The 18,963-nt window shown below is 52.4% G+C and carries 17 protein-coding genes; 8 read left to right on the forward strand and 9 right to left on the reverse strand.

Annotation, left to right across the window (positions count from 1 at the left end):
• From cydD to FKW31_RS01710, 5 genes are all read right to left on the reverse strand, one after another.
• A complete protein-coding gene (cydD, locus tag FKW31_RS01690) occupies positions 1–1,722 on the reverse strand; it encodes a thiol reductant ABC exporter subunit CydD (RefSeq protein WP_150177325.1) in 1,722 nt (573 codons plus the stop codon).
• A gap of 92 nt (positions 1,723–1,814) precedes the next feature.
• A complete protein-coding gene (locus FKW31_RS01695) occupies positions 1,815–3,497 on the reverse strand; it encodes a sensor histidine kinase (RefSeq protein WP_150177376.1) in 1,683 nt (560 codons plus the stop codon).
• 101 nt (positions 3,498–3,598) lie between these two features.
• Entirely contained in the window at positions 3,599–3,811 is a 213-nt protein-coding gene (locus tag FKW31_RS16285) for a NepR family anti-sigma factor (RefSeq protein ID WP_003624310.1), read from the reverse strand.
• 74 nt (positions 3,812–3,885) lie between these two features.
• On the reverse strand, positions 3,886–4,479 hold the full coding sequence (locus FKW31_RS01705; protein WP_089178971.1) for a sigma-70 family RNA polymerase sigma factor: 594 nt from the start codon (positions 4,477–4,479) through the stop codon (positions 3,886–3,888).
• 100 nt (positions 4,480–4,579) lie between these two features.
• Positions 4,580–5,131, reverse strand: coding sequence for a sigma-70 family RNA polymerase sigma factor (locus tag FKW31_RS01710; protein WP_255446461.1), 552 nt, complete (start codon positions 5,129–5,131; stop codon positions 4,580–4,582).
• Between the two features lie 88 nt (positions 5,132–5,219).
• Between FKW31_RS01710 and FKW31_RS01715 the strand changes: the two genes are divergently transcribed.
• The 3 genes from FKW31_RS01715 (at position 5,220) to treF (ending at position 9,961) form a co-directional block, all read left to right on the forward strand.
• Complete coding sequence (locus FKW31_RS01715) at positions 5,220–5,969, forward strand: response regulator (RefSeq protein WP_089178973.1); 750 nt, start codon at positions 5,220–5,222, stop codon at positions 5,967–5,969.
• A gap of 51 nt (positions 5,970–6,020) precedes the next feature.
• Positions 6,021–7,841 carry an ABC-F family ATP-binding cassette domain-containing protein gene (locus tag FKW31_RS01720; protein WP_150177327.1) on the forward strand — a complete coding sequence of 607 codons (1,821 nt, stop codon included), beginning with the start codon at positions 6,021–6,023 and terminating at the stop codon, positions 7,839–7,841.
• Between the two features lie 65 nt (positions 7,842–7,906).
• Positions 7,907–9,961 carry an alpha,alpha-trehalase TreF gene (treF, locus tag FKW31_RS01725; protein ID WP_150177329.1) on the forward strand — a complete coding sequence of 685 codons (2,055 nt, stop codon included), beginning with the start codon at positions 7,907–7,909 and terminating at the stop codon, positions 9,959–9,961.
• Between the two features lie 15 nt (positions 9,962–9,976).
• Here treF and FKW31_RS01730 read toward each other — a convergent pair whose 3' ends face one another.
• The gene (locus FKW31_RS01730) at positions 9,977–11,092 is read right to left on the reverse strand and encodes an S-(hydroxymethyl)glutathione dehydrogenase/class III alcohol dehydrogenase (protein ID WP_063354032.1); all 1,116 of its coding nucleotides are present in this window, start codon (positions 11,090–11,092) and stop codon (positions 9,977–9,979) included.
• A gap of 216 nt (positions 11,093–11,308) precedes the next feature.
• Between FKW31_RS01730 and FKW31_RS01735 the strand changes: the two genes are divergently transcribed.
• Complete coding sequence (locus tag FKW31_RS01735) at positions 11,309–11,650, forward strand: zinc ribbon domain-containing protein YjdM (protein WP_150177331.1); 342 nt, start codon at positions 11,309–11,311, stop codon at positions 11,648–11,650.
• Positions 11,651–11,709: 59 nt separating this feature from the next.
• Here FKW31_RS01735 and FKW31_RS01740 read toward each other — a convergent pair whose 3' ends face one another.
• On the reverse strand, positions 11,710–13,014 hold the full coding sequence (locus FKW31_RS01740; RefSeq protein ID WP_150177333.1) for an aromatic amino acid transport family protein: 1,305 nt from the start codon (positions 13,012–13,014) through the stop codon (positions 11,710–11,712).
• Positions 13,015–13,242: 228 nt separating this feature from the next.
• Here FKW31_RS01740 and FKW31_RS01745 point away from each other — a divergent pair, with 228 nt between their 5' ends.
• Positions 13,243–14,157 carry a ketopantoate reductase family protein gene (locus tag FKW31_RS01745; protein ID WP_238332712.1) on the forward strand — a complete coding sequence of 305 codons (915 nt, stop codon included), beginning with the start codon at positions 13,243–13,245 and terminating at the stop codon, positions 14,155–14,157.
• A 15-nt stretch (positions 14,158–14,172) separates the two neighbouring features.
• Complete coding sequence (locus FKW31_RS01750) at positions 14,173–15,045, forward strand: PhzF family phenazine biosynthesis protein (protein WP_150177335.1); 873 nt, start codon at positions 14,173–14,175, stop codon at positions 15,043–15,045.
• Positions 15,046–15,072: 27 nt separating this feature from the next.
• Here FKW31_RS01750 and FKW31_RS01755 read toward each other — a convergent pair whose 3' ends face one another.
• Together FKW31_RS01755 and FKW31_RS01760 are read right to left on the reverse strand one after the other, a co-directional pair.
• Complete coding sequence (locus tag FKW31_RS01755; RefSeq protein ID WP_089178977.1) at positions 15,073–16,443, reverse strand: amidohydrolase family protein; 1,371 nt, start codon at positions 16,441–16,443, stop codon at positions 15,073–15,075.
• Positions 16,440–17,453 carry an ABC transporter substrate-binding protein gene (locus FKW31_RS01760; protein WP_150177337.1) on the reverse strand — a complete coding sequence of 338 codons (1,014 nt, stop codon included), beginning with the start codon at positions 17,451–17,453 and terminating at the stop codon, positions 16,440–16,442. The genes FKW31_RS01755 and FKW31_RS01760 overlap by 4 nt, the downstream gene beginning before the upstream one ends.
• Before the next feature lie 148 nt (positions 17,454–17,601).
• Between FKW31_RS01760 and FKW31_RS01765 the strand changes: the two genes are divergently transcribed.
• Together FKW31_RS01765 and FKW31_RS01770 are read left to right on the forward strand one after the other, a co-directional pair.
• Positions 17,602–18,132: a DUF2165 family protein gene (locus FKW31_RS01765; RefSeq protein WP_063354038.1), complete on the forward strand. Its 531-nt coding sequence runs from the start codon at positions 17,602–17,604 to the stop codon at positions 18,130–18,132.
• Between the two features lie 36 nt (positions 18,133–18,168).
• Positions 18,169–18,960 (forward strand): ABC transporter ATP-binding protein, encoded by a 792-nt coding sequence (locus tag FKW31_RS01770; RefSeq protein WP_150177339.1) that lies wholly within the window; start codon positions 18,169–18,171, stop codon positions 18,958–18,960.
• The last annotated feature ends 3 nt before the right edge of the window (positions 18,961–18,963 follow it).

Raw genomic sequence — 18,963 nt, forward strand, 5'->3', positions numbered from 1 at the left:
TCAGGCTGCTCCCTGTCGGCTGATAACGCGGCCGCTGGCCAGATCTATGCGGCGGCCTTTGAACATATGCACGGCGGCAGAATGGGTGGCCAAAATAACGGTGCGGCCTACGGCCAAGCGTTGCAGGCTTTCAAACACGCTTTTTTCTGTTGCTGGGTCCAGATGCGCTGTGGGCTCATCCAACAGCAGCACTGGAGCGTTTTTCAGATAAGCACGCGCAATGGCAATACGCTGGGCCTGCCCACCAGAAAGACCAAACCCACCTTCCCCAATCCGGGTTTCAAGCCCTTCGGGCAGGTTGGGCAAGAACTGATCAACAGCAGCAGATTTTAGCGCAGCCTGAAGTTCGGCATCGCTGGCATCGGGTTTTGCAAACAGAATATTCTCACGCAATGTGCCAGCAAACAGAACAGGCTTTTGCCCAATCCATGAGACCATGCGAGCCAGTGCATCTGGCACAATGCTATCTAGCGGAGCACCGTTGAACAGAACGCGCCCGGTATCGGGCTGAATGAAGCCGAGCAGCAATTCCATGATAGTGGATTTGCCAGAACCAGAAGCCCCAGCCAGAATTAGTGTTTCACCCGCAGGCACAGTAAAGCTGACATGGTCTAGCGCTAAACCGCGTGCTGGGTCCCATGAAAAACTGACATCATCAAAGGAGACCATCACGCCATTGGCGTTGACGGTGCGGGCACCCTCCGGCGCAGGGCGTTCTTGAGCTTCAGGGAGTTCCAGCACAGCTGTAGCAGCCCCTTGGGCGTGTGCTCTATCTTGATAAGCAAGGGCCAAGCCACGGAGGGGGGCAAAAAACTCTGGCACAGCCAGCAAAACAAACAGCCCTGCAGTAACGGCATGCACCAATGCAGGGGCGCTTCCTTCCGCCTGTAGGGCCAAAGCCTGTCGGCCATCCATAATGGCGATGGCAATGAGAGCAACAACCATGGCGCAGTCGATAGAGGCGGAAGACAGAAAGGCAACCCGCAGCACCTTCATGGTGCGTTGGCGCAATTCTTCTGCTGCATCGCCCAGCTTGCGGGTTTCATCTTCCGCACGGCCAGCCAGAACAATAGTGGCAATACCTTTAACGCGATCTAAAAACCGAGCTTGCAGGCGTGTCATGGCCAGAAATTGATTGCGGGAAGCCACAGCCGCCCCAATGCCAAACAGAGCCTGCCCGAAAGGTACAGCTATGCCGCATAGGCCCAGAACCAGTGCTGCATGTGGCTGCACAATGGCTATGGGAATGAGAATGGCAACAGGTGCAATAATCCAAAGAATAGAGGCCGGGATCCAACGGCCAAAAAAGCCATCCAGCGCTTCCACCCTATCTACAATGGTGGAAGCCAGCACCCCGCTATGCACGCGGCGCAAAAGTGCAGGCCCACCTGTAAGAACGGAGGCCAGAACCTCACCACGCAACCGGCGGCGTGCGGCAATGCCTGCACGCGCGGCACCTGTATCGGCCTGAACCATAACCAAAGCGCGTAGAATGGCCAAAACCGGAAAGGCCAGAAAAGGCCATACAGGCATAGGGCCTGCGGCATCTGGCATCTTCCAGTTAACCAAGGCATGCCCCAGCACAACGGCCACACACCAGACCTGCCCTATACCGACAAGACTGGAGAGCAGCCCGGCTCCAACCACTGATCGCGCTGCCTGACGCCCCAGACGCGATTGTGTCCGTGTCCAGTTGCGGATTGCTGCTTTCTCGTTGCTCATAACACAAGGCGTTTATACCGACAGACGCAAGACGCAAACAGTTTAGAAAGCCATCCCCCGCTGCAATCTGGGCATAGCGTGCATTTTTTGCCTTATTTTCTGGCCTCTGGCGGGTTTTCTGGCAGGCGCATCACCAACGTATATTGCACGCCGCCTTCCCCTTTATACGTAAGTGTTGCTTTAAGCTGGCGCGCAAATGCGTGAATAAGTTTTAGGCCAATGCCTTGATGTATTGGCGGTTCTTCCCATGCGCACCCTACCCCGTTATCCCCAACCTGAAGGGTGAGTTGCCCGTGGCTGCGGTGCAGGCGCACAAAAATGGTGCCTTTCTGGCCATCCGGAAAAGCATATTTAATGGAGTTGGTGATAATTTCTGTAACGATCAGGGCAAGCGGCACAGCTTGATCCGGGTCCATCCAGAAACTGTCTGAAATCACATCTAGCGTAATGCGCCCGAATTCAGATTCTCCGGCAATGTGAAGTGTCTGCTCACAAAGCTCTTGCAGGAAGACAGACATGTTCAGGCTGTTCAGAGCATCTTCTGCATAGAGTGTCCGATGCAGTGTTGCTAACGCCCGAATTCTATCTCGCGCCAGGGCAAATTCTGCCCGCACTTCCGGGTGTTCAATCTGATTGGCCTGAAGGTTGAGCAAGGAAGCCACAATCTGGAGATTGTTCTTAACGCGGTGGTGCACTTCCTTCATCAGCAGTTGCTGATGCGCCATGGCTTTTTTAAGCCGTGCTTCATGGCGGGAGAGGCGGCGTGTGGCACGGGTAAAAGCCTGCCCAAGGCGCTGGAGTTCAAGCGGCATGGAGCGGGTGATGCGTGCATCAAAAATCCCTTCCATCTGCCATTTTTGCACGGAGTATGTGAGACGGCGCAAAGGGCCTATCAGCACAATATTGGCCGCTAACGTAACGGCAACAAGCCCGATAACCAGCAACAGCACCAGCCCTACAATTTGCAGGATCATGGTATGCAGAGCATCAGATTCCATGGATGTGCGCTGGGTGGAAACCAGAATATCTGCTCCTCCCGCAATAGCGCCCAGAGCATAGCCCCCCAGCCCAGTGGGGAGTGTGATAATGCTGCGCTCGCTGTTTTCCAGAGCGTTCTTGAGTTCATGCACAATGGAAGGTGGTGGAGATTGCCACCCGCAATCTGAACATACAGGCAACAACTGCCCATTATGCATCAGCAGCCATGCCTGTATGGGGTTATCGTCCTCTGCAAAAACCTGCCAGCCGGAGGCGCTACCCAGATATGCCCTTTGCCGAGATATCTGGAGAATACCCATCAGATAACCATGTGCTTCTGGTAGAGCCAGAAACCCTGCGGGTACGGTAATACGTAAAAAAGCGCCACCTTCACCCGGCCCACCACTGGTCTGCACGGCTTCAAGTAGAGTGGAATGTACATCGGTTGGGGCAGAAAGCGCCCCTACCTCCGCACATCCCCGCCCTTGGGGGGAAACGGATTGTATGGGCTTTCCTTCATCATCCAGCACGGACAGAAAGCAGTAACGCTGCCCACTAATGGTTTCCATAAGCCGCAGGGCATGCACGATCTGATCGGGGGTCAGATCCATATGGCCTATGGTTTCAAGGGCGCTACGTAATCTGTCTGTATCATGGCGGAATTGCAGGTCTAGCCGCATAATGGCGTTGCCAGCACGCTGCGCACTGCCAAGAGTAACTTCGCGGTAATTATGCAGAGCCAGTACGGCGCCAATGGCAATAACAGGAACGGCTGAAACGCAGATCAGCAGCCGCATTCGTGCGCTTGTAGTGCTGAAAATACGCCCCAGACCAGACAGAAGGGAGGCCGCTACCCGGCTTGCAGGGCCTTCCCCTCGCCCACTGATATGCAAAATGCTTAATCCTGTTTTTCTCGATCTTCCTGAATAAGCTTAAGCAGCTCTTCAGGCACGGGTTCATTCACAACGTTATCGAACATCTGGTGCAGGCCACGCTTTAGCCATAGGTCAAAAGCTTTATCCCGCTTTTTTTTCGGCTTTCGGGAGTGGGCGTCGTCTCTCCTTTTTCCCATCCTGAACTCCGGTTTCTGCCATGCCATCCATCCGGGCATGGCCTGTTGGGTGCTGTGTTTGCACGACTCTGCGGGCTTTGGATCCCTAACATCAGTATCGTACGCCATTGCGCTTATGCCGTCTGCTGTGCGTTACGCGTTGTGTTTCGGGCTGTGCGGGTTTTGCGTCGGGTAGAAGAAACTCTTGTGGTGGATTCTGCGCTTGTTTTGCCAGAAACACCGTCTTCGTCTTCTCCCATCAGCCAGACTTCTAGCTGCCGGCGCGCCCGAAAAACCCGGCTTTTTGCTGTACCCACAGCGCATCCGGCAACGTCTGCCAGTTCCTGATAGCTCATCCCCTCCAGAACACCCAAGACCAAAGCTTCCCGCTGGTCGTCTGGCAGCCGTGCAAGCGCTGCATCCAGTTCCTTCAGGGCCAGCCTGTCTTCATGCCGCCCGCTTACAGACAACAGGGATTGAGGGGTATCATCAATGTTCCCGACTTCCCGCTTTTTACGCAGGTCGGAGATAAAACGGTTACGCAAGATACGGTGCATCCATGCCGCAAAATTGGTGCCCATTACAAAACTGTCCTGCGCCGCCAAAGCATTGCACACAGTATCCTGCACAAGATCTTCGGCCACAGAACGATTGCGGGTAAGCGCCAATGCCTGCACGCGCAGTTTGGGGAGGATAGCGATAACCTGATCATGGAAAGAGGCTGTCATTTTTGTGTTCTCCGCCTTGTGGATCTCTTACCCCTTCAATGTTCGGCGAAGTGGAAAGGTTACATTTAAAAACAAGTGGGCGTTCACGAAAACGAGAGCTTTAGGTTTGTGAGCCCTCCGGCCCATTTTTTCCATCCTGCGTGGCCATAACTTTTTTAAGTGCGGCCCGCGCGCGGGAAACGCGGGCCTTCATAGTGCCCACTTCCACCCCACATATGTCTGCGGCTTCTGCATATGTTAGCTCCTGCGCACCAACAAGCACCAAAGCCTCACGCAGGAGCGGAGATATCTGCCACAACAGGCTTTCTAGCTCCTGCATTTCGGTTTGCGCGTGCGGTGACGATTCGGAGGTTGATGCGGGATGGTGCCCGTAATCTTCCAGCGCAATGCGTTCCCTACGGCCTTGGCGGTGCTGTTCCAAAAACAGATTGCGTAAAATGGCAAAGCACCATGCCCGCAGGTTTGTGCCGGGTGTAAAGCTTTCTGCCTTATCCAGAGCACGCACAATTGTATCTTGCACCAGATCATCTGCAATGGCGGAATCACGCGCCAGAAAGCGTGCAAACCCACGTAATGCAGGGATAATTGCAAGAAGTTCTGTGCGAAACGTGCGCCGCGTGGCAACATGGGTGGAATGTGGAGTGCGAGTCAGGATAAATCCCCTTTCCGGAAAGCCGGTGCGCGTGCATCATCGCGTTCTCGCATGTTTTTGTCATGACCCATTATGAAGGAGACTTGCCATGTCAGAGTCGCTGCGTGACGGCCTGATCCGGGCCCTCCCTTATGGCAGACGTTACGCGCGGGCGCTGACAGGCAGCCAACCAGAAGGTGATCTGCTGGTGGCTGAAAGCCTGCGCGGCCTTTCTGCGCAACGGCTGAAGGAAGGTTTCACGCCCCTCTATCAGCTCTATGAGGCAATTTCAGGGCTGTTTTCTCGCAAGGGATTTGCTGCGGAATATGATGTTGCGGGGCTTTCTGTAACACAGCGTCAGCTTTTGCTTTTGATCACGCTGGAAGAAGTGCCGGTTGAAATGGCCGCGCGGATTACAGGCGTGCCCCCCAAGCAAGCGGAACTGGAACTGGAAGACGCACAGGGCCGCTTGCACAAAAATGTACAGACATCTGTGCTGATTATTGAAGATGAACCCATTATTGCCATGGATATCGAACAGCTTGTGCTGCAATGCGGGCATCAGGTGGCAGGCATAGCCCATACACAGGCAGATGCGGTAAAATTAGCTAAAGAAACTAAGCCGGGGCTTATTCTGGCAGATATCAACCTTGGCCCTGGGGGGGATGGCATACAGGCGGTGGCAGAAATTACCTCATCCTTCAATGTGCCGGTTATTTACGTAACAGCGTATCCCGAACGCTTGCTGACTGGGGAAACCATGGAACCCAGCTTTGTTATTACCAAGCCGTTTGACCCCCTTACCCTTGCGGTTGCCACGTATCAGGCTGTCAGTAGCGCACGCACACAGGCTGCGTAACCAAATCAGCCTTTATTGTTCTTTCATAAATACGGATTATCTTTTCTAAGCATGGCGCATCCTCCTTTACTCCACCTGCTGGACATCACTCTTACACTGGGGGGGAACCCACTTCTGGATGGCGCAGGCTTTGCCGTTGGTCGGGGTGAGCGCCTGTGCCTTGTGGGCAGAAACGGATCGGGCAAGTCCACTCTTCTCAAAATAGCGGCTGGTGTTATTCAGCCGGATTCAGGCTCTGTTTTTGTGCAGCCCGGCGCTTCCCTGCGCTATCTGCCACAGGAGCCGGATTTGACTGCCTATACCACAACAGCAGATTACGTGGTGAACCAGATAGGAGACCCGGATATGGCATGGCGAGCTGCGCCATTGCTAGATGCGCTGGGCCTGACGGGCAAAGAAAACACGCAAAACCTTTCTGGCGGTGAGGGCCGACGTTGCGCCATTGCCGGGGCGCTGGCTGCGGCCCCTGATGTGCTGTTGCTGGATGAACCGACCAACCATCTGGACATGCCCACCATTGAATGGCTGGAGCGTGAATTGCTGAGCCTTGGTTGTGCCATGGTGATTATCAGCCACGATAGGCGGCTTCTTTCTACGCTGTCACGCTCTGTTGTGTGGCTGGATCGGGGGGTAACCCGCAGGCTTGATGAAGGCTTTGGGCGGTTTGAAGCTTGGCGTGAAGAGGTTCTGGAACAGGAAGAGCGCGATGCGCACAAATTGGACCGCCAGATTGCGCGAGAAGAAGACTGGATGCGTTATGGCGTAACCGCACGCCGTAAACGTAACGTGCGCCGCGTGCGAGAACTGGCAGATTTGCGCACCGCGCGTAAGGAAGCTATTCGCACCCCCGGTACCCTCACCCTGAACACACAGGCCGCCGCAACATCCAGCAAGCTGGTGGCCGTAGCGGAAGATATCAGCAAGGCATGGGGTGAAAAACAGGTGGTTCGCCATCTGGATCTGCGTGTTCTGCGCGGAGACCGGCTGGGTATTGTCGGGGCCAACGGTGCAGGCAAAACCACATTGTTGCGTATGCTCACAGGTCTGGACCAGCCCGATAGCGGCACAATCTCGCTTGGCCCATCCCTTAATATGGTTACGCTGGATCAGCAGCGCCGGAGCTTAAACCCAGAACGCACATTGGCCGATACCCTAACCGAAGGTGGCGGCGATATGGTGTTGGTGGGCACAGAAAAGCGCCACGTTATTGGGTATATGAAAGACTTTTTGTTCCGTCCGGAACAGGCACGCACGCCCGTAAGTGCTCTATCTGGTGGGGAACGTGGGCGGTTGATGCTGGCCTGCGCCTTGGCCAAGCCCTCCAATCTGCTGGTGCTGGACGAACCGACTAACGATCTGGATCTGGAAACACTCGATATCTTGCAGGATATGCTGGCAAGTTATGAAGGCACAGTGCTGCTTGTAAGCCATGATCGTGATTTTCTGGACCGTGTTGCCACATCTGTTCTGGCAACGGAGGGAGATGGTAACTGGATAGAATATGCCGGTGGATACAGCGATATGCTGGCTCAACGGCACCAGAAACCACTTACAACCGCTGCCGTGACCGCTGCCGTGGTGGAAAATGAACCTGCCAAACCCAAGGATGCGGCCCCAGCACGCGGCCCCGCCAAAAAACTGAGTTATAAGGATCAGTTCGCGCTGGATAATCTGCCTAAGGAAATGGAAAAGCTGGAAGCACAGGCTGCAACGCTGCGTGAAAAACTGGCTGATCCAGACCTGTATGGCAAAAACCCAGCGCAGTTTGAAAAAATTTCGGTTGATTTACAAAAGCTGGAAACAAAGCTGGCCGAATCTGAAGAACGCTGGCTGGAACTGGAAATGAAGCGCGAAGCCCTGCAAGTAGATTAAAGTCTGGCGCATTTTTCAATCATCTTCGGCTTGCAGGTAAGCAGTGGCAATGCCTATGTTTTGGTATGCCTTGTTTTACTGGTTCTCTTTATAAGCGCACTCTTCCTTTCTGTAGTGTGGCGCTTCTTGCTCTCCTCACCGCAGCGCCTATGGCGTATGCGCAGGATATGACTGATGCCGCGGATGCTGAAGGCGCGCAACCATTGCTCAGTCTGGCGCCTTTACCGCCGGGGAGTGCACAGCCAGCAGCCCCAAAGCCGGAGGGGAGAAAAGCGCCAGAAGTTATGGCCAAAAGCAAGAGTGAAACGCCAGTAGCGGTGGAACAGGATATCCGCCCGCCTTCTATTGCGTTTGATGGGCTTTTTGCAGCCATTCATCAAACACGTATGTTTACAGACCCCAAAGTGGTTTCAGACATTGTGCCCGATCGCTCTCCTACCGATCTGGTGGCATTATGGAAGCAGGAAAAAGACAAGCCAGGCTTTAACCTGAAAGACTTTGTAACAGAGCATTTTACTATCCCTGCCCTGCGCTCTGCCGCCTATACGCGCAAACCGGATGAAAGTGTGCGGGATTACATTTCCGGCATGTGGGATGTTCTGACGCGAGACCCGGACGTGGCCATGCCGTGGTCTACCCTACTGCCCCTCCCTTATAAGTATATTGTTCCGGGTGGGCGGTTTGCAGAGATTTATTACTGGGACAGCTACTTCACCATGATCGGCCTGTATGAGGATGATCATGTAGATCTCATGCGTGATATGGTGCGCGATATTGCATCGCTTATAGATACATATGGGCATATGCCCAACGGCAACCGCACCTATTACCTCAGCCGTTCTGGCCTGCCATTTTTTTCCCTCATGCTGGATTTGCTTGCTAGCCATGATGGGCAGATTGCCTACACATCCTTTCTGCCGGAACTGCAGAAGGAATATGATTACTGGACCTTGGGTGCGGCCAATCTGCCGCCGGGCATGGCGCGGCACCATGTGGTGCGCCTGCAAGATGGCACCCTCATGTTCCGCCACTGGGATACACGCAGCGCCCCGCGTGATGAAAGCTGGCCGCAGGATATGGCCACAGCGCAGGAAACAAGCCGCCCTTCTGGCGAAGTCTGGCGTGATTTGCGGGCTGGGGCCGAAAGCGGGTGGGATTTTTCATCACGTTGGTTGGCTGATGGTAAAACGCTGACAACAATCCAAACTACATCACTGCTGACAATTGAATTGAACTGTCTGATGGTACATCTGGATCAGACACTCTCTCATGCTTATGCGCTGAATGGGCAGGAAGATAAGGCCAGTTATTACGCCCAGCAGGCAGAAATTTTACGTTCTGGCATTAATCGGTTTTTGTGGAACGAAAAACAGGGTGCCTATTTTGATTATAATTGGCGCACCGGGCGGCAAACAAATATCCTTTCCATTGCCACCTCCATGCCGCTGTTTTTGCATCAAGCCAGTGTCAATCAGGCCGATGCTGTGGCTGAAACCCTTAAAACTCGCTTGCTGCATGCGGGCGGTTTAACTGCAACAGAGCATCCAACAGGCCAGCAGTGGGATGCCCCAAATGGCTGGGCACCGTTGGAATGGATGGCCGTTAAAGGGCTGGAACAATATGGGCACCACGAATTTGCGGCCGATATTGCGCGCCGTTGGATGGCCCGCGTGATTGGCACTTTTGAACGCAGTGGTGTGTTGCTGGAAAAATACGATGTTTCTGCCACCGAGATCAGCCCAACAGGCGGTAAAGGTGGTGGGGAATACCCCATGCAGATTGGCTTTGGTTGGACGAACGGCACCTTGGTGGGCTTTATGAACCGCTATCCGCAAAATACGCGGCAGGTGTTGGATAACAACCCACTGGCAGATCAACCCTCGCAAGAACCTCTGCCCCCAATTGATGCGTGGGATGCAAAGGGCCCGGAAATTCCAGTGGAAGAACGTTCGCCCTTGCGTGGTGTGCCGTTGTCATCCCTCAATATGGAACAATTCAACAAGGATGATGATGGAGACGATGATGATGACGCCCCTGCACAGGATGCCCCGCACAGTGCGCCTTCATCAGACAAACCGATCCAGCATAGCGATCAGCCAGCTAAACCAAAGGATCAGTAAGCACCGGTTAGTGTATTACGGGGTGTAGTGAATTACACTCCGAATGGATTTGCCCTCGTGCATCAGGTCAAACGCTGTGTTGATATCTTCCAGTGGCATGGTGTGGGTTACAAATGGGGCCAGATCAATTTTGCCTGCCATGGCATCTTCCACCATGCCGGGGAGCTGTGTACGGCCTTTAACGCCACCAAATGCCGTGCCTTTCCATGTACGGCCCGTTACCAACTGGAACGGACGGGTGGAAATTTCCTTTCCAGCACCGGCTACGCCAATAACTACAGATTGGCCCCAGCCGCGGTGTGCACATTCCAAGGCCGCGCGCATAACTTCAACATTGCCGATACATTCAAAGCTGTGGTCCACGCCCCAACCTGTCATTTCAATAATAACCTGCTGAATGGGGGCTTCATAATCCTTGGGATTGATGAAATCCGTAGCTCCAAAAGCCTTGGCCAGTTCAAACTTGTCCGGGTTAGTATCAATAGCAAAAATTCGTCCGGCCTTGGCTTGGCGCGCACCCTGAATAACGGCTAGCCCGATACCGCCCAAGCCAAAAACAGCTACAGAATCCCCTTCTTGCACTTTAGCTGTGTTGTGTACGGCCCCAATGCCTGTGGTAACGCCACAGCCCAGTAGGCAAACCTGTTCGGGGTTAGATTCTGGGTTGATTTTAGCCAAGGAAACTTCGGCTACCACCGTGTATTCACTAAAGGTGGAACACCCCATGTAGTGGTAAAGTGGCTGACCTTTGTAGGAAAAACGGCTGGTGCCATCCGGCATCACGCCTTTACCCTGCGTGGCACGCACTGCAATACACAAGTTGGTTTTGCCAGAAGTGCAGAACTCACACTTACCGCATTCTGCCGTATATAGCGGAATAACGTGGTCTCCGGGCTTAACACTGGTAACGCCTTCGCCAACTTCCATCACAATACCTGCGCCCTCATGCCCCAGCACAACGGGAAAGAGGCCTTCTGGGTCCTGCCCCGAAAGAGTGAAGGCATCTGTGTGGCAAACGCCAGTGTTCAGGATTTTAACCAGAACTTCCCCGGCCTGTGGGGGAGCTACATCAATTTCAACAATTTCCAGAGGCTGGCCCGGTTTGAATGCAACTGCGGCGCGTGATTTCATGAAAATCTTCTCCTGTTCATCAAGGCTGGCAGTAATCTGCCATATTCACTTGCCTGTTGATATTGAGAGTTCAGGGTGAACCCATCACAATTTCTGCTTAAATATAAACATCGTGGTATTTCGTGTTCTCCATCATAAATGGTATTTATCAAAAACACCTTCTGCCCCTGCCCTTTGGGTTCAGGATTTCAGACGGAGAAATTAAAGGATGATAAAATGAAGTGCCCTTCTTGTGGTTCCGAGTATCCCTATCATGATGGAAATTTGTGGGTTTGCCCGGAATGTGCCCATGAATGGAATGAAGAAACCCAAGCGGATGCTGCAGAAGCGGAGGTTTCATCCGTTGTGCGAGATGCCAACGGAAACCAGCTTGCTGATGGTGATACGGTGACGGTTTTGAAAGACCTGAAAATTAAAGGATCTTCTCAGGCTGTTAAAGGCGGAACCAAGGTTAAGAACATTCGGCTGGTTGATGCGGGTGATGGCCACAACATTGCCTGTAAGATAGCTGGTTTTGGTGCGATGAACCTGAAATCAGAGTTCGTGAAGAAATCCTGATGAGTCAACCAAAGGGCGTATGTTCAAACATGCGCCCTTTGGTTTGTTCGGTTTTGTGTTTACATCCACGCCAACAAGGGTGAGATGCAAAGCAGAACGCCAATAAGGGTAATAAATACGAGGCTGGGCTTGCGATATTTGCGCAGATCAGGCGTTTTCACCACCAGCCAGACGGGTAGCAAGCAGCCAATAATACCAAAAATCGGGCTGCTGAATGTTGTAAAAGACAACACCGGCAAATTGGCAACCACCGCACCCCATGAAAGGAGGATAGCAAACCCCATAACGCCATACTGAACCCAGTTGCGGTGCAGATGCCCAGGTTTGACCCAATGCCCCAGTATGGAACTGAAAATACCCACGCTGGCTTCCCGAAAACCAAGGTAGACCCCAAAAAATGCTGTCATAACGGCAAAAAGGTTCAGAATAACGCCAATTAAGCTGATAGAACTTGTCGGAAATACCTGCGCAATAATGGCCAAGGCAGAAATGTTTTGCTGATACGCGGCAATGGCATCACTTGGCTTCATGGCCAGTGTAAAGGATATTGCGTAGAAAAAGACCGTTACAAACAGAATGACAAAAGCAATATTCATGGCCCGCAAGGCCTTGTAACGCGCCACTTCTGGAGATTTTTCCCGTGCCCGGTAGGAAATAACCATTGGGCTGAGAGTTTGAATAAACAAAATGGACGTAAGCGTAAAAGGCAGCGTGATAACGGCTTTTGTTACCAACGTGCCAACGGGTGGTAATGCGCCAAGGTTGGCGGTGTTCCAGCGTGGGATCATGAAAATGCCCATGGCCGCTACAATCAGCAGTTTGGTGATCACCATAAAGGAAGACATGCGGAACAGCAGTTTTTCCCCACGAGAGGCCAAGCCTACCAGAACGGTTAGCAGAATAAGCGGGTACCACGCATAATTGGAAAGCAGATGCGGCGTTATACCAAAGCTGTGCAAGTAAGATGCGCTATCCCGCGTAATGGCGGTGGCATATACAAACATCCATATAACCAGCATGACAAAATACAGTGCACCTAACAAGGTGCCCCAGCCTCGCCCCAGATAGCTGGAGATCATATCTGGGTATGTCTGGCTTACGCGCGCAGATGCCAGCGTGTTGATGAACAGCCGCTGAAACAGATACATACCGGGGTACCCGACAACAGCAGACAGTAAAAAAACCCACACGCCCATCAGCCCTACCTGAACGGGCAGAAACACAATACCCGCACCAATGGCCATGCCAATGCTCATGACAATCCAGCCAATATCTGTGCCATCAAACCGGGTTGCCTCTTTCCATTGCTGGGGAGAAAGCGCATCGGGGCCAGCGTTTAATATGCGTGTGTCAGGGCGCTGCATAAATGTTTCCGTAATCTAGGTGATCTCATTTATAGAACGAGTAGATTGAGAAAACACATAAAACAACAAATTTTACGTAATCAGATAAATCAACGAATAAAAATCGTTAATTAAAGGCGTTAAAGCTAAAGGCTGTACACGGCCAATATGCTTCATTTTAATGATGTCTATGCTATGGGCGTTTTTAGCCATCAATCCCTTCTTCTGAGCGATATTGTTTTTATAAAAATGAACACACAGTTTTCTCCAAACACTAAAACCGTTGCCCTTATCGGTGCTGGAGCTGTCGGGCTTTGTCTCGCTGCGGCTTTTATGCAGGCTGGATGGCAGGTTGTGGTGTGTGGAGCGCGGGCGAGGTTTCCTCAAATTGAAGAAACCGAAGGAACAGATACCCACACATATTCTATCCGACATGCTGCCACACCGGCAGATATTGGCCCTTGCGATACCGCTATTCTGGCTGTGAAGTCTCACCAAACCCAAGATGTCTCCGCTTGGATAAGCGCGTTTAACCGGGCCAGCGCCACTTTTCTGGTTGCACAAAACGGGCTTGGGCAAAAAGAGCGTGTGGCTGCCTATGCGCCACACGCCAATATTCTGCCAGCTATTGTTTATTTTAACGCGCAGCGTTTTGCCCCCGGCAGGGTCACGTTAAAGCGTATTGGAGCGTATGATTTATGCGTGCCAGATGATGCCGCAGCACAATATTTTGCGGATGTTCTGCAAAAAGGAGGCATGCGGGTGCAGGTAACAGCAGATATGGCCACTGCACTGTGGTTGAAATTGTTGGCTAATATTACAGCCAACCCTATCACCACGCTTACAGGCCGCCGCACAGGCATCATGCAAGAATGTGCTATTCAGGCTGCCGCACGGCAGATTATGGCCGAAGCCGTAAAGGTTGGGAAAGCTGAAGGCGCAAAACTGACTGCGCAGCATGTAGAGGATATTCTTTTATGGCTGCAAACCATACCGGCAGAGAGTGTCACATCTATGTTGCAGGATCGTCAGGCTGGACGAGAGTTGGAATATGAAGCTTTAACAGGTTACGTTGTGAAAGCAGCAGAAAAGCATGGAATTGACGTGCCACTGAACCATCTGGTTTTGTCTCTGTTATCTTCTCTCCACCCCGCACATCCGTAAAGGCACAGTAGAATCATGAAACGTGCGTTTAAAGTTGTAGATGTTTTTACAAAAACGCCTCTTCTGGGTAATCCGGTAGCCGTTGTGCTGGATGCAGATGGGCTGGATACAAAAACCATGCAGGCCATTGCAGGTTGGACAAATTTGTCTGAAACCACGTTTCTGTTGCCTCCTCAAAACCCGCAGGCTGATTACCAGTTACGCATATTTACTCCACGGCATGAACTCCCATTTGCCGGTCACCCAACCCTTGGCAGTGCTCATGCAGTGCTGGAAGTCGGGCGCGCTGCGCCACGCAATGGTGTGGTGGTGCAGGAATGTGGCGTTGGGCTTGTAAAGCTGGCTGTGGATGGAGATGGCGTAAACAGAACACTCTCTTTTGCCGTGCCGCCAGCAAAGCTTACCCCGTTAAACCCAGCCCAAATTGAAAGGTTGGAGGGTATTTTGGGCGCTACAGTTGAGCGTAAAATGACCCCCATGATTGTGGATATGGGTGTGGTCTGGATTGTTGCGCAACTTTCCAGCGCAGCCAAAGTGCGTGCCTTGCGCCCAGATTTTGCACGTTCCGTGGCGTTTGAGCACAGCCTTGGCGCTACCGGAATTACGGTTTTTGGGCCGCATGCAACAGGTGATGCCCAAATAGAAGTGCGGTCTTTTGCCTGTTCTCAAGGTGTGCAGGAAGACCCGGTATGTGGCAGCGGAAACGGAAGTGTAGCCATATTTTGCCAAGCACATGGGCTGCTGCCTAAAAGATCTAGCGCCTATACAGCCACGCAAGGGCATTGCCTTGGGCGATCTGGCCGTATTGCGGTGCACATTGCCCCTGATGGTCAAATAGCAATTGGCGGCCAGTGCGTGACAACAGTGGATGGCATTTTACAAAACTAACGGAAACTGTTTTTAAACACCTTCCCCTTATGCAGACACAGCCTTTGCCAGACGTTTTACAACGTGGCGTGAATGCTGCATGAGTTCTGGCAGATCTACACCTTTTACGATGCCATCATACACAACGGGCTTACCCGCTTTCAGCACGTGCCGAACACATGCAGCTCCGGAAGCAACAGGTGCAATAAGTGGATCTGCCAACCCAGCATGACGCGGGTGATTGATATCGTGCACAACCAGATCCGCCACCATACCTTCCGCCACGGCTCCTATATCTGGTAGCCCCAGAATACGGGCGCCCTCGTAAGAACTCCACCGCACCACATCTTCGCACCGAATAGCATCTGCGCCATGCACGAAGCGATGCAAAAGCCATGCGGTATGCATTTCTGCCCCCATATCGCAGGCCTCGTTTGAAGCCGCGCCATCAACGGCTAGAGAAACACGCCCTCCAGCCTGTTCCAAAGCCGGTGCAGGCGCAATGCCAGAACCCAGCCGCCCGTTGCTTTGCGGACAATGGGCCATGCCTGTTTGAGTTTGGGCCAGAAGCGCTATTTCGCTGGCATCAAGGTGCACCAAATGGGCAAACCAGACATCCGGGCCTAGCCAGCCATGCTCCCCTACAAACTGAACGGGGCGCATGCCGTACACTTCGTTGCAGTATTTAACGTAATTCTCCGTTTCAGAAAGATGGGTATGCAGGCCAATGCCCATGCTACGTGCGCCTTCCGCTAGTGCACGTAGCTCATCCGGTGTTACGCCCCATGTGGGGGTGTTGGGCGCTATGGCAATGCGTCTGCTGCTATCTGGTGCCGGATCATGATAACGGCTGACCAGATCACTCACGCGCTTGAGCATTTCATCCAGCGTTTCTGTGGGGGCTGGAACAATTTCATCCGTATCAAACTTGCGGGTTCGGGTGGTGCCTCCACGCGCCAGAACCAGCCTCATACCCAGTTTTTCCGCTGTTTCAAACAATACAGCGGCAGGATCATACTGATAGCTGCGGGCAAACAGATAATGATGATCCACTACCGTCGTGCAGCCGGAGAGAAGAAGCTCTACCATACCAACCTGAGCAGCAGTTTGCAGCGTATCTTCATCCAGATAACGCCAATACGTGTTGGGTACCAAGCGCAGCCATTTTTCAAGGGGCGCATTAATGGCAGATGGAATGCCCTTCAGCATGCTCTGGAACAAATGATGGTGGGTGGAAACCAAGCCTGGGGTAATCACCCCACCCTTTGCATCCAGCACCGTATCTTCTGCCTGTTCGGGAATATGCCCAATACTGAGAATGCGCCCTGCCCGTATGCGGATATCTCCTGTGCGCCGTTCCTGTGGCCCTTTCAGGCCAGTGAGAATGCCGGATGCGTTGCGTATAACCAGATCATTCATGCGGGCATTACCTTGGCGAGATCTGTGAATTTGCTTGTAAAGGCGGATTGCCAGTTTACGGCTTTATCCAGCAGATCATTCTCCACCATGAATTGATATGTTGCCTGCCAGCGGGCTTCTGTCATGCAGCCTAGCCCTAATGTTTTTGTATCTCCACCTTCCACAACATTGGCTTTGGCCATGGCGTTATGGCCAAACATGATCTGGCCTTCTGTCATGCGTGGGTTGGCTTTACGTATCAGGGCATTGCCGGGTTCTGGGTCTTGCATATAATCCTGCCACCCTAAGAGAGAGGCATGCACGAAGGCTTGCGTGGTGGTATCATTTTTGTCTGCAAATTCGTGCGTGGTCAGCACGGGTGTGCCGTATGGTGGGTAGCCCAGATCTGCAAATGGAAAAAATTTTACAGGCACGTTGCGCTGCTGGGCCTCGTAGGGCTCGGACGATGCATAGGCTTGTACAGCCATTTCCGGGTCCAGAAAAAATGGTTGCAGGTTAAAGGTGTAAGGCTTTGCCTGTGCTGGGCTGTAACCAAACTTCTTGCACAGCCACCCCCAGTAGGATGCATGGGCGGGGCTGGAAATGAGAATGGGATGATTACGTAGCTGGGCCAGATCGGTAATGTTATCGTGCGTCATCAACCCTTGCAGATCATGCTGGAAAGAGGACATGACAGTCAGCAACGGCATGCCGCCCTGTATGCCGCGTAGGGTCTGAAAATCATAACCTGTTACAAAATCTGCGCGGCCAGCGGCCAGTATTTGCATAGTATTTACCTGCGGGCCACCCATATCTATTTGTACATCCAGCCCTTTTTGCGCGTAAAACCCCTTGGCCAGCGCCTGATAAAATCCACCTACTTCTGCCTGCGCAAACCATGATAGCAGCAGCCTGACCGGCGTAGCGGCGTGCGCACGTTTAAACGGCGTAAATGCAGCAACAGACGATGCCGCAGCAGCTGAAAGCAATGTTCGACGTGTAAGAGACATTCCGAGTTCCTGCACTGGCACGATCTGATTATTTCGTATCCGGTATGTTCATACAGAACGTACGCATTTGGGAAGCTGTAAAATAGAGCACGCGCCATTGCTTTTTTTGTAATGATTTCCCCCTTGATCTTCGCAGGATTGAATGGCCTAAACTGCATAAATCATTTCTATGCAGGAATGTTATATGTTGCGCCTGTCCGCTTTTTCTTCCCCGGTTGTTCTTTCTCGTTTGGCTAAAACCGCCATGGTGGGGGCATTGGGTACGTTTGGCCTGATTGTCGCGCTGAATAACGTGACAGATTATAACTCCAATTTTCAGTTTGTACGTCATGTTTTAAGCATGGACACAACTTTCCGTGGGAACAGCCTGATGTGGCGCGCCATATCCCAGCCTGTTCTGTGGCACCTGTTTTACGGCCTGATTATTCTGGGGGAAGCTGCAACGGGTTTGCTTTTTGCCATTGCTGCTTGCCAGATGGGTGCGCGCCTTCTGGCCCCGCAAGATACGTTTAGAGTAGCAAAAAAGTTTGTGCCCGTAGCCACTGCACTGGGGTTTCTGATCTGGTTTTTTGGCTTTTCTGTTGTAGGTGCCGAGTGGTTTCTCATGTGGCAATCACAGGCATGGAATGGCCAGCAACCTGCATTCCGCTTTTTTATAACTATGCTGGCTGTGTGTATTTACGTGCAACAGCCCGAATAATCTTTTGCCTTTTCTTCTGCAAAGTTTGGATGGATCATGCAAGAAACCGTTATCAGCATTCAGTCTGCTGAAAAAACCTTTCCAAACGGTGTTCAGGGGCTGGCACCTATTACCTTGGATATTCATCCCAAAGAACGTATCGGCCTGATTGGCCCTTCTGGTTGCGGCAAAAGCACGTTGCTAAAGCTGATTGCCAATTTACATCAACCTTCCTCTGGGCATTTGAAGTGGTGGAACAAAGGGTTTGCAGAAGTAGGCAAGGAAAACCGTCGGCTGTCCTTCGTGTTTCAGGAGCCTACCCTTATGCCGTGGAGCACAGTACGCAAAAACGTGCGTTTGCCGCTGGATCTGGAAGGTATCTCTCCCGCAGTATCAGAACCACGCGTGCAGCATGCGCTGGAAATTGTTGGCCTGGCCCATGCGGCAGAGCGCTTTCCCGCCCAGCTTTCAGGCGGAATGAAGATGCGTGTCTCTATTGCGCGGGCATTGGTCACACGCCCGAACCTGCTTTTAATGGATGAGCCCTTTGGCGCTTTGGATGAACTCACCCGTAATCGGCTGGATGAAGACATGGCCACATTATGCGCCAAGGATGATCTTACCCTGTTGTTTGTAACGCATTCTTTGTACGAGGCCGCTTTTCTTTCTACCCGTGTTATGGTTATGGCGGCGCATCCGGGGCGTATATTTGCCGAATATAAAATTGATCCTGCTATCCCCAGAAATGAGGATTTTCGCTTAAGCGATACCTTTGCCATGATCTGCCAGGATCTCAGCAAACTGCTTATCGAAGCCTCTCACTCCTCCCTTCTTGCAGAGGTGGCCTAGCCT

Source organism: Acetobacter sp. DmW_136 (genome assembly GCF_008690365.1).
GTDB lineage: Bacteria > Pseudomonadota > Alphaproteobacteria > Acetobacterales > Acetobacteraceae > Acetobacter > Acetobacter oryzifermentans.

Bases quoted from the DNA above. Each gene is read 5' to 3' on its own strand.
- FKW31_RS16285 (WP_003624310.1), bottom strand. From the start codon at position 3,811: ATGCCCGGATGGATGGCATGGCAGAAACCGGAGTTCAGGATGGGAAAA.
- treF (WP_150177329.1), top strand. From the start codon at position 7,907: ATGCCTTGTTTTACTGGTTCTCTTTATAAGCGCACTCTTCCTTTCTGT.
- FKW31_RS01740 (WP_150177333.1), bottom strand. From the start codon at position 13,014: ATGCAGCGCCCTGACACACGCATATTAAACGCTGGCCCCGATGCGCTT.
- FKW31_RS01765 (WP_063354038.1), top strand. From the start codon at position 17,602: ATGCAGGAATGTTATATGTTGCGCCTGTCCGCTTTTTCTTCCCCGGTT.
- FKW31_RS01735 (WP_150177331.1), top strand. From the start codon at position 11,309: ATGAAGTGCCCTTCTTGTGGTTCCGAGTATCCCTATCATGATGGAAAT.
- FKW31_RS01770 (WP_150177339.1), top strand. From the start codon at position 18,169: ATGCAAGAAACCGTTATCAGCATTCAGTCTGCTGAAAAAACCTTTCCA.
- FKW31_RS01720 (WP_150177327.1), top strand. From the start codon at position 6,021: ATGGCGCATCCTCCTTTACTCCACCTGCTGGACATCACTCTTACACTG.
- FKW31_RS01745 (WP_238332712.1), top strand. From the start codon at position 13,243: ATGAACACACAGTTTTCTCCAAACACTAAAACCGTTGCCCTTATCGGT.
- FKW31_RS01705 (WP_089178971.1), bottom strand. From the start codon at position 4,479: ATGACAGCCTCTTTCCATGATCAGGTTATCGCTATCCTCCCCAAACTG.
- FKW31_RS01715 (WP_089178973.1), top strand. From the start codon at position 5,220: ATGTCAGAGTCGCTGCGTGACGGCCTGATCCGGGCCCTCCCTTATGGC.
- cydD (WP_150177325.1), bottom strand. From the start codon at position 1,722: ATGAGCAACGAGAAAGCAGCAATCCGCAACTGGACACGGACACAATCG.
- FKW31_RS01695 (WP_150177376.1), bottom strand. From the start codon at position 3,497: ATGCGGCTGCTGATCTGCGTTTCAGCCGTTCCTGTTATTGCCATTGGC.
- FKW31_RS01730 (WP_063354032.1), bottom strand. From the start codon at position 11,092: ATGAAATCACGCGCCGCAGTTGCATTCAAACCGGGCCAGCCTCTGGAA.
- FKW31_RS01750 (WP_150177335.1), top strand. From the start codon at position 14,173: ATGAAACGTGCGTTTAAAGTTGTAGATGTTTTTACAAAAACGCCTCTT.
- FKW31_RS01755 (WP_089178977.1), bottom strand. From the start codon at position 16,443: ATGAATGATCTGGTTATACGCAACGCATCCGGCATTCTCACTGGCCTG.